The sequence below is a fragment of the Paenibacillus hemerocallicola genome (genome assembly GCF_006265175.1).
GTDB classification, from domain to species: Bacteria; Bacillota; Bacilli; order Paenibacillales; family NBRC-103111; genus Paenibacillus_AB; species Paenibacillus_AB hemerocallicola.
The window spans coordinates 229,268-239,406 of record NZ_VDCQ01000004.1 but is presented as its reverse complement, the minus strand read 5'-3'; the positions used below and the strand labels follow the sequence as shown (position 1 = coordinate 239,406).

Below are 10,139 nucleotides of genomic sequence, written 5' to 3'. Positions count from 1 at the left end.
CCGACGGGAGCCGCAGGGACAGCAGGCGTAACGGGTCCGACCGGCCTGACGGGAGCCGATGGAGCTATAGGAGCGACCGGCCCGGCAGGAGCAACAGGCCCAGCAGGCCCAACAGGAGCAGTAGGCCCAACAGGAGCAGTAGGCCCAACAGGAGCAGCAGGCCCAACAGGAGCAGCAGGCCCAACAGGAGCAGCAGGCGCTGGGGCTATCATCCCATTCGCGTCTGGAATCCCTATCTCGATTACAACTATAATTGGTGGATTAAATGGAATCGGTGGTTTGGTTGGATTTGGAAACTCTGCTCCAACACTGTCCTTGGTCGGAAGCACTATTGATTTGACAGGTGCGGCTGGGACTTTATTGAACTTTGGATTCTCTGTCCCAAGAGACGGCACAATTACTTCCATGAGCGCCTTTTTCAGCACAACTGCCGCATTAAGTCTAGTAGGTACGACGGTTACAATTAAGGCTCAGCTCTATGCTTCTACGACGCCCGACAATATTTTTACAGCAATCCCAAATGCAATCGTGACATTGACGCCGCCGATGACTGGTGTTCTTGCAATTGGAACTATATCCAGCGGATCCACTGGCATTACTCCAGCAACAGAGCTAAACATACCGGTAACGGCGGGAACGCGTTTGATGCTGGTATACTCTGCAACGGCGACGGGACTGTCTCTCGTTAACACAATTGCAGGTTACGCCAGCGCGGGCGTTTCAATCAAATAAATCGTGAACCGATCATCAGGAAAGGAGGGTGTTCCCGACATGAAAAAAGCGGCACAAGCAATATCGTTCGTCCTCGCTGTTCAACTGCTGGCTCCGGTGATGGCAACGGCGGAGGACGGAGCCGGAGATTCCGACTCCGCTTCGGTGGTCCAGGTAACCCAGAGCGTGTATCAGACGACATACGGCGGTACGGTTCCTATCGTTCCGATTATCGTTGCTCCCAAGCCGCCGGCGGCTGATCTTATTGCTCCGACCGCACCCGTCCTGAAGCTGACAGACAGTACACCGGTCAGCACTAGCTTGCAATGGACGCCGGCGTCGGACAATGTGGGGGTAACCCAGTATGTGGTATTAAAAGAATCCGCGAGCGTTACGAGCGTCACCTATTATACGTATCATACGTTATCCGCCACTTTTGACGGCTTGCAAGCCGGCGGAACTTACCGATTTACGGTCAAAGCGCTCGATGCGGCGAACAATATGTCGCCGGCTAGCAACGAGGTTGTAGTCAATACTCCGGCGAAGAGGGCTCCCGTATCGTCCAGAATCGCCATGGGCAAATTCAATTCGTTCCGAACGCTCGCCATCGGCGACAACGGGACCGTATGGGCGTGGGGCAATAACTGGATCACTTCCGGCGAGACAGCTGCTCCGGTAACGAAGAAGCCTGTCGTAGTGGAAGGATTGTCCGACATCGCTTCCGTTTCAGCAGGTCGCGATCATATGCTTGCTCTTAGGAGCGACGGGACCGTATGGGCGTGGGGGAACAATTCGAACGGACAGTTGGGAGACGGAAGCGTCGAATCGAGACGCAATCCGGCTCAAGTGCCAGGGCTGAGCCAAATTGTAGCGATCGAAGCCGGCGAGCTTCATTCCATTGCGCTGAAGAACGACGGAACCGTGTGGGCATGGGGGTTTAACGGGTATGGACAACTTGGCGACGGGACAACAACGGATCAGTTTAGCCCCGTCCAAGTCGCAGGAATAACCTCCGCAACCTCGATCGCGGCCGGCAGTCAGCATAGTTTGGCCGTGAAAGAGGACGGCAGCGTGTACACATGGGGCTTTAACGCCTTAGGTCAATTGGGGGACGGTACGAACACAAATCGTGCCACCCCTGTTAAAATCGAAGGTTTGACCGGAGTCGCCTCCGTATCGGGAGGCATGTTTCACAGCCTGGCGATGAAGCACGACGGAACCGTATGGTCTTGGGGCCATAACGGAGAAGGGGAACTTGGCGATGGCACGAAGGAAAGCCGGCTGAGTCCTGTTCAAGTCGCGGGTTTGAACGGTGCGGTCAATATTTCCGCAGGCGGTCTGCATAACGTGGCAGTTAAGAGCGACGGAACGGCATGGTCTTGGGGCTTCAACGATTACGGTCAGCTTGGAGACGGTACGAAGCAGACGCAGCTTGTTCCCGTTCGGGTTCTGACTGACGGCCAATTGGCGACGGCGGCCGCCGGATACATGGCAAGCAGTGCCTTCGGCGCACAGGTCCCTTATTTCGTTTGGGGAAGTAATTCATACTGGCAGCTGGGCAACGGCGAAGTTGACTCTGCGAAGCCGATCCAACCGGCGCCATTCATCGCGACGGAGTGAATATCTAAGTAACGTAAGAAGCAAGCCGGAAACAGTGAAGATTCAGGCTCATAAGAAAGGGCGTACGGGGCAAGAGAACCCGTGCGTCCTCTTTCATTATTACGGGATTCCGCCCTATAGTTGAAGGGCAAATCGCATTCATGGATTCTGTCGAAAAGCTTCGTCGGAGCTCGAAATGACAACCATGATAACTTTGTTTACATGATGGACGGAAGCCTATTGACATTACATGCGCAAGGGACCATAATGTTAAATAATTATTAATGTTATTGAAAGCGGTTCACCCCGCTTACAATTGAATAGGATAAAGGGTGGAGACGTTGAGATATCCCGATAGCCTATAACTTGCTTATTTGGCATGCGCAGCAAGCTAGGCCGTTCGGATGATTCAACTTTTTTTGTAGGAATTTATTTTCTTATTCATTAAGTAAAATCAATCCGCCACCGGAACGTGCCGCATACGCGTATGAATTACTGGACTAAGGAAGTGCTGATCATGGTTGATGAAAGCGTATGGCATATTTCCCATCTCGATTTGACGCTGCGCATGGTATTGGCCGTCGTGCTCGGGGGACTGATCGGCTTGGAGCGGGAATGGAGCAATCACGCCGCCGGGTTCCGGACGCATATTCTGGTTTGCATCGGTTCCGCCTCCATTATGCTGCTGTCCATCTACGGTTTTTCCCAGTTCGTGGCCGAACCAAACGTCAGAACGGATCCGGCCCGTTTGGCCGCACAGGTAATTAGCGGCATCGGTTTTCTAGGCGCAGGGGCGATCATTCGCAATGGAGCGAATATTTCGGGATTGACTACTGCCGCTTCGGTATGGGTCGTGGCCGCGATCGGGCTTTCCGTCGGCGCGGGCTTCTACTATCCCGCGGTGCTTGCGACTTTTCTCGTGCTGGTCAGCCTGTTTCTGCTGAACAAGTGGGAGAAGCATCTGCTGCGCAATCGCCGGAACCAGGACGTGATCATTAAGATACACGATCGGCCCGGCATGCTGGGACGCATCGCTACGAAGTTCGGCGAGCAAGGCATCCAGATCAAAAATTTAGTGATGGAGTCCGCTAGCGGAGCCTTGACGGAACCGGATGGAACCGGCACGATGGAGCTCCGTTTCACGCTGAGAACGACGAGCACGGATAAGCTGCTGAAGGCGATCGAGGAAATTTTGACAATTCCCGACGTTATCGGGCTGGAATCGGGTTCGATGCCGTCCGCCAAGCTGACCGCCTTGTCCGGCGGAAGATCGATTTCCGGCCAGGGCTGACTGCCATGTCTGTGCCGGAACGCCCCGAGCGAAGAGCCGGGGCTGTTTTTTTTGCCCGGCGGACCTTATCGATGATTTTTTTTCGAACCATTTCGTATACAATAGAAGTAAATGGTATAATGAATGGACAAGAACCGATCCCATTTTTGTCGAAAGAGGGAAAATGATGGAATGCTCCGCAACTTCCGCTTACACGATGCGCGATATCCCGATGGAGGAACGGCCGCGCGAACGAATGCTTCGCTCCGGGGCGAACGCGCTCAGCAATGCGGAGCTGCTCGCCATACTTTTACGGACCGGTACGATCAATGAGTCCGCGGTCGCGCTGGCCCAACGGCTGCTCATAGAAGCGGGAGGTCTCCGGCGGCTTGTCGAGATGGACACCGGGCAATTGACCGCCCTGAAGGGAATCGGGCATGCCAAGGCGCTTCAGGTACAGGCGAGCATCGAGCTGGGGAGAAGACTTGTCCGTACCGCCCAGCCGGAAACCGTAACGATACGTTCCCCTCACGACGTTTCCCTTCTCATGATGGAGGAGCTCCGCTATTTGCAAAAAGAGCACTTCGTCTGCTTGTTTCTGAACACGAAAAATCACGTCATCGGGCAGGAGACGCTGTCGATCGGCAGCTTGAACGCGTCGATCGTGCATCCGCGCGAAGTATTTCTCGCGGCTATCAAGAGGAGCAGCGCCTCCATTATTTGCGTGCATAATCATCCGAGCGGCGATCCGACGCCAAGCCCGGAGGATATCGAAATCACGCGCAGACTGGTCGAGGCCGGTTCCGTCATCGGCATCGAGGTGCTCGATCACGTTATTATCGGAGACTTGGAAAGCGTTAGTTTGAAGGAACTAGGGTTGATGTAATATAATGAAATGACGGACATCCGACCGTACCGTTTTGACCGTTAAAGAAGTCGAAGTTCGCTAAGTTGGCAGGGCTGCAGAGCAGTACGACTTTACCCGCGAAATAACCTTCTTTACCAAGAAAAACTGCCGCTGGATGCGGACCCCGTTACAGGTGCGGGAGCAGCGGAGCCGCTCCGGCGCAACCGTCTTTCGCTCTTGTTTTCGCATGCGGGGATGCCAGCGGACTCTCATCCAGAAATACGACAATTGTGGTTTTTCTTACGAAAGGAGATAAAGCATCTTATGTTCGGAAGTTTCTCGAAAGATTTGGGTATTGACCTTGGAACGGCCAATACGCTCGTGTACGTCAAAGGAAAAGGAATAGTGGTCAGAGAGCCGTCCGTGGTTGCTCTGCGTACCGATACAAAAACGATTGAGGCAGTCGGAGACGCCGCCAAAAAAATGATCGGCCGCACGCCGGGCAATATCCGGGCGGTTCGTCCGATGAAGGACGGGGTCATCGCGGATTTCGAGACGACGGCCACGATGATCAATTACTTTTTGCGGCAGGCGCAAAAACAGCGGGTGCTGTTCCCGCGTCGGCCTAACGTGATGGTGTGCGTGCCATCCGGCATAACCGCCGTCGAGAAGCGTGCGGTGGAGGACGCGACCAAACAAGCCGGCGCGCGCGAAGCGTACACGATCGAGGAGCCGTTCGCGGCGGCGATCGGCGCGGACTTGCCGGTGTGGGAGCCGACGGGCAGCATGGTTGTCGATATCGGCGGAGGCACGACGGAGATCGCGGTCATTTCTCTGGGCGGCATCGTAACGTTTAAATCGATCCGGGTCGCGGGCGACGAAATGGACGAAGCGATTATGCAATATATCAAAAAAACGTACAACCTGATGATCGGCGAACGTACCTCCGAGCAGCTGAAGCTGGAAATCGGCTCGGCGCAGCCGATGGAGGTGCCGCAAACGATCGAAATCCGCGGCCGCGACCTCGTGTCCGGTCTGCCGAAGACGATGTCCGTCACGTCCGACGAAATAACGGAAGCGCTGGCGGACACGGTCAACAATATCGTCGACGCCGTCAAGGCGACGCTCGAGAAGTGTCCGCCGGAGCTGGCTGCGGACATTATGGACCGCGGCATCGTGCTGACGGGCGGAGGCGCCCTGCTGCGCAACCTGGACAAGCTGCTGGCCCGCGAAACCGGGATGCCGGTCCTGGTGGCCGAGCATCCGCTCGATTGCGTGGCGATCGGAACCGGCCGAGCTCTCGACAACATTCATTTGTTTAAATCGACGAGATCCGGCCCTGCTTCCAGATCCAGACGATAGACTCGCTACGACAGCGCCGATAGTGCCGCGAAGCGCGGAGAGGGCTCGCGGCGACGATTCGGACAGAACGTTGGAAGGTGTTCGATTTGTTCAAATGGTTGGGGAATAAAAGGCTCATCATCCTGATGGCGGGCGTCATTTTCTTTGTCGCCCTGATGGGCTTTACGTTTGGCGGACGGGGCGCAATGTCCTGGCCGGAAGGGTTGCTGAAGGATACCGTCACTTTCGTTCAAGGATGGTTGAACAAGCCCGCTCGAGCCGTAGCGGGCTTCTTTGAAGATGTGCGCCGGATCTCCGTACTGTACGAGGAGAATCGGCAGATGAAGCTTACTTTGACGCAATATGCGAAAGATACGGCCAGGCTGAACGATCTGGAGGCGCAAAACAATCGATTGAAGGATGCGTTAGGCTTTACCGAACGCCAGCAGCAGTCGAACAAGTACAGGTATCGCATTGCCGAGGTGTACGCTTCGAGCCCCGATCCGTTGAACAGCACGATCGTGATCAACCTCGGGGAAAAGGACGGAATCAAGGCGAATATGGCCGTTATGTCCGTGGAGGGGTTGATCGGACGAATTGTGGACGTCTCCCCCTTCTACTCGAACGTGCAGCTTATTACCGATCTGGATTCCAGCAGCACGAAGGCGCTGGCGGTGACGGTGAAAGGCAAAGACAACGCATCGTTCGGCATTTTGGAAGGCTATGACCGGGATAAGGGATTGCTCGTCATGAATAAAATTCCGAAAACGGATAACCTGACGGCGGGCGATGTCATTATCACGTCCGGTGTCGGTCAGCTGTTCCCGCGAGGGATCGAGATTGGCGAAGTCGTCTCGCGCGACGAGGGCGAATTCGGCATCACCCATACGGCACTGATCAAGCCGTTCGCTTCGTTCAATCATTTGCGCGAAGTGTTCGTCATCGAAGTGCCGGAGCTGTGAGGTGAAGCATGAGACGTTATCGGATCTTTTTTGGATTGTTCGTTCTGTTCCTGCTCGAAGGCACGGTCATGAGCTGGATTATACCGCCCGTCTGGCAATCGTCCGTACTGGTCGCCCCACATTTGGTGCTGGTGGGGGTAGTGTTCGCGACCTTGTACAAAAACCGGTACCACGGGCTTGCCTACGGTATCGGTTTCGGGTTATTGCAAGATTTTATTTACTACGGACATGCGCTCGGCGTATATTCGTTCAGCATGGGGCTTGTCGGTTATTTGTTCGGCCTTGCGTTCCGTTTTTCGAGCCGCGGTATTTTCATCAGTCTGCTGGCGGCCATTCTCGGATCGTTCGCCTACGATTCGCTCGTGTTCGGCATTTATCGTTTTTTTCTGGGCGTAGTCCATACCGATTACCAATGGATGTTTCTGCACCAAATATTGCCCAGCATGCTGTTCAACGCGTTGATTGCGCTCCTGTTGTACATGCCCGCACGCAAATGGCTCGAGGATGCCGATGCGGACCGGGAGCCGGAGGATACATGACGTTTGGACCAAAGCGGCAGGAGATAGGCCGGCTCCGGAGAATTGTTGGGTAGGAGGATTTTGTGTCAATGGCGGAAACGAAGCACCTCGTTACGATAAAAGGAGTCAAGGATGGGCTCGTATTCGTGATCGACGATTCGTGTCCGTTTGCCGAAGCGTTGCAGGAGCTGGAACACAAGCTCGACAATACGCACCGGAACATATTGGCGGGACCGGTCGTTCATGTGCAGATCAAGCTGGGGAAACGAACGTCGAGCGAAGAGGAAAAAGAAGCGCTTAAAGAAATGATAGGCCGGAACGGCAATTTGCTAGTGCAAAGCATCGATTCGGACGGTTCTTCAGCCGAGGAAGCGCGCAAGCAGGCGCCGGAACACGTCACGGTATATAAAGGCATTATCCGCTCGGGACAAACGGTAAGGCATGAAGGACATCTGCTGTTCCTCGGCGATGTGAACCCGGGCGGCACGCTGCTGTGCACCGGGGACATTTTCGTGCTCGGTGCGCTTCGGGGAATGGCTCACGCCGGACTCGAAGGGAATGAGCGCGCTCTGATCGCCGCATCGTACATGCGTCCGACGCAGCTGCGCATTGCCGATGTCATCAGCCGTCCACCCGACGAATGGGGTATCGAGGACGCTTCGATGGAGTTTGCCTATATCCGCGAAGGAAGCATGGAAATCGATAAAATCAACCAGCTTCACCGGTTGCGACCGGACCATCCGTTCGGCGGCATATAAAGGAGATGATTCGCATGGGAGAGGCAATCGTCATAACATCCGGCAAAGGAGGCGTCGGTAAAACGACGACTTCCGCCAACCTGGGCACCGCCCTTGCGCTGCTCGGCAAAAAAGTATGCATGGTTGATACCGACATCGGCTTGCGTAATCTGGACGTCGTGATGGGGCTCGAGAACAGAATCATTTACGACTTGGTCGACGTCGCGGAAGGTCGTTGCCGGCTTCAACAGGCGCTTATTAAGGACAAGCGGTTCGACGAGCTGTACATGCTTCCGGCCGCGCAGACGAAAGACAAGCATTCCGTTTCCCCCGAAGCGGTTCGCGATATGGTGCTGGAGCTGAAGAAGGATTACGAGTTTGTCATTATCGACTGCCCCGCAGGCATCGAGCAAGGGTTCAAAAACGCGGTGGCCGGCGCCGACAAAGCGATCGTGGTGACGACGCCGGAGCTGGCGGCCGTCCGCGATGCGGACCGCATCATCGGGCTGCTCGAGCAGGAGCGCGTCCACGGTCCGAAGCTGATCATCAACCGAGCGAAGGCTACGATGATGAAGAAGGGCGAGATGCTCGACATCGACGAAATATGCTCGGTTCTTGCGATCGATCTGCTCGGCATCGTTCCGGACGACGAGGCGGTCATCAAGTCGGCGAACAGCGGCGAGCCTACCGTCATGAATCCGAAATCGCGCGCGGCCATCGCTTACCGCAATATCGCCAGACGCATTTTGGGCGATATGGTTCCGCTTATGCCGCTCGAGGAGAAGGTCGGGGTAATGGGCAAAGTGAAGAAGCTATTCGGGATAGGATGATACGAAGTTGCTGGACAAACTGAAGAAAACGGATTGGTCGATCGTCATCTTGATGGTGCTGTTCATGGGGATCAGCACGATTGTCGTACATAGCGCCACGGCAAACGACCCGTTTTTTCAAGGGACGGATGTAAGAAACGTCATCAATTACGGGATAGGCTTTGTCGTCTTGTTCGGCGCGATGCTGTTCGATTACCGGCTGCTCGTCAAAGGCTCCTGGTATTTATATGCCATCGGAATATTGATGCTCGTGGCGGTTTATTTGTTCGGCGTGGAAAAAAACTCCGCCAAGAGCTGGTTTATCCTGCCGTTCGGCTTCAATTTTCAGCCTGCGGAATTGGTAAAGCTGCTGACGATTATCGCGATTGCCGCTTTTATGAACCGCCGGGGAGGAGAGCCGCTCCGGTTTTGGCAGGAAGTCGTCCCGATCGGACTGATGGTTGCGCTGCCGGTCGGTCTTATCGTGATTCAGCCGGACTTGGGCAATGCGATCATTTTTCTGGTTATTCTTATCGTTCTGTATTGGATCGGCAATATCAAGTATACGCATGTGCTGATCGGCAGTGCGCTCATTGCCGGCTTTATCGCTTTGTTCTTTTATTTGTTCCAGATCTACTATGACCCGGTCGTGCAATATTTGAAGGAGAACGACAAAGGGGAATGGGTGCACCGGATCAACCGCATCCATACGTTCGTGGATCCGGACGCCGCCTCGGCGGACGCCAAATACCAGGTTCATAATTCCATGAGGGCGATCGGCTCAGGCGGATTGACCGGGGAAGGCTTCTTGAGCGGGGATTCGATTCAAAAGGGCTTTATTCCGCTGCCGTATTCGGACTCGATCTTCGTCGTGATCGGCGAGGAGTTCGGCTTCGTCGGGGCATCGGTGCTGCTGCTTTTATATTTTCTGCTCATTTACCGGATGATTTACATTTCCATACAGAGCCAGAACCGAACGGGCGCTTTTATCATTATCGGGATCGTCTCGATGTACGTATTCCAGGTGTTCGAAAATATCGGGATGATGATCGGTATTATGCCGCTGACGGGCATTACGCTGCCGTTCGTCAGCTACGGCGGGTCTTCCGTTCTGATCAACATGATGGCCATCGGGATCGTCTTGAGCATTCACGTGCACCAGGAGCAGAAATCGTTGTATTGACGGCCTTGCGAGCAGTCCCGTCCGGCATGAGAATCAAATAGTCAGATGAGCACGCGGAACGTTCCTTGGCAGGAACGTTTTTTTGTCGTCATGGACCGCGCGCTGCCAACGAGGATGAGTCTGCGGCTGTGTTCTACCTCCCGCCGGGGGCTCATAGGATGT

General features: G+C 54.8%; 10 protein-coding genes. All 10 read left to right on the top strand.

Annotation, left to right across the window (positions count from 1 at the left end):
- Positions 1-45: 45 nt before the first annotated feature.
- The 10 genes from FE784_RS04665 (at position 46) to FE784_RS04620 (ending at position 9,977) form a co-directional block, all read left to right on the top strand.
- Positions 46-732 (top strand): exosporium glycoprotein BclB-related protein, encoded by a 687-nt coding sequence (locus FE784_RS04665; RefSeq protein ID WP_139600978.1) that lies wholly within the window; start codon positions 46-48, stop codon positions 730-732.
- Positions 733-771: 39 nt separating this feature from the next.
- Positions 772-2,331 carry an RCC1 domain-containing protein gene (locus FE784_RS04660; RefSeq protein ID WP_139600963.1) on the top strand — a complete coding sequence of 520 codons (1,560 nt, stop codon included), beginning with the start codon at positions 772-774 and terminating at the stop codon, positions 2,329-2,331.
- A gap of 496 nt (positions 2,332-2,827) precedes the next feature.
- The gene (locus tag FE784_RS04655) at positions 2,828-3,601 is read left to right on the top strand and encodes an MgtC/SapB family protein (protein ID WP_139600962.1); all 774 of its coding nucleotides are present in this window, start codon (positions 2,828-2,830) and stop codon (positions 3,599-3,601) included.
- Between the two features lie 166 nt (positions 3,602-3,767).
- A complete protein-coding gene (gene radC / locus FE784_RS04650; RefSeq protein ID WP_139600961.1) occupies positions 3,768-4,466 on the top strand; it encodes a RadC family protein in 699 nt (232 codons plus the stop codon).
- A gap of 285 nt (positions 4,467-4,751) precedes the next feature.
- Positions 4,752-5,789, top strand: a complete 1,038-nt coding sequence (locus tag FE784_RS04645; protein ID WP_139600960.1) for a rod shape-determining protein — start codon at positions 4,752-4,754, stop codon at positions 5,787-5,789.
- An 86-nt stretch (positions 5,790-5,875) separates the two neighbouring features.
- Positions 5,876-6,730 (top strand): rod shape-determining protein MreC, encoded by an 855-nt coding sequence (gene mreC, locus FE784_RS04640; RefSeq protein ID WP_139600959.1) that lies wholly within the window; start codon positions 5,876-5,878, stop codon positions 6,728-6,730.
- An 8-nt stretch (positions 6,731-6,738) separates the two neighbouring features.
- Complete coding sequence (gene mreD / locus FE784_RS04635) at positions 6,739-7,269, top strand: rod shape-determining protein MreD (RefSeq protein ID WP_139600958.1); 531 nt, start codon at positions 6,739-6,741, stop codon at positions 7,267-7,269.
- Between the two features lie 68 nt (positions 7,270-7,337).
- Positions 7,338-8,006, top strand: coding sequence for a septum site-determining protein MinC (gene minC, locus FE784_RS04630; protein ID WP_139600957.1), 669 nt, complete (start codon positions 7,338-7,340; stop codon positions 8,004-8,006).
- Between the two features lie 14 nt (positions 8,007-8,020).
- A complete protein-coding gene (gene minD / locus FE784_RS04625) occupies positions 8,021-8,815 on the top strand; it encodes a septum site-determining protein MinD (protein ID WP_139600956.1) in 795 nt (264 codons plus the stop codon).
- A 7-nt stretch (positions 8,816-8,822) separates the two neighbouring features.
- Positions 8,823-9,977 (top strand): FtsW/RodA/SpoVE family cell cycle protein, encoded by a 1,155-nt coding sequence (locus tag FE784_RS04620; RefSeq protein ID WP_139600955.1) that lies wholly within the window; start codon positions 8,823-8,825, stop codon positions 9,975-9,977.
- The last annotated feature ends 162 nt before the right edge of the window (positions 9,978-10,139 follow it).

Bases quoted from the DNA above. Each gene is read 5' to 3' on its own strand.
- FE784_RS04660 (WP_139600963.1), top strand. From the start codon at position 772: ATGAAAAAAGCGGCACAAGCAATATCGTTCGTCCTCGCTGTTCAACTG.
- FE784_RS04655 (WP_139600962.1), top strand. From the start codon at position 2,828: ATGGTTGATGAAAGCGTATGGCATATTTCCCATCTCGATTTGACGCTG.
- radC (WP_139600961.1), top strand. From the start codon at position 3,768: ATGGAATGCTCCGCAACTTCCGCTTACACGATGCGCGATATCCCGATG.
- FE784_RS04645 (WP_139600960.1), top strand. From the start codon at position 4,752: ATGTTCGGAAGTTTCTCGAAAGATTTGGGTATTGACCTTGGAACGGCC.
- mreD (WP_139600958.1), top strand. From the start codon at position 6,739: ATGAGACGTTATCGGATCTTTTTTGGATTGTTCGTTCTGTTCCTGCTC.
- minC (WP_139600957.1), top strand. From the start codon at position 7,338: ATGGCGGAAACGAAGCACCTCGTTACGATAAAAGGAGTCAAGGATGGG.
- minD (WP_139600956.1), top strand. From the start codon at position 8,021: ATGGGAGAGGCAATCGTCATAACATCCGGCAAAGGAGGCGTCGGTAAA.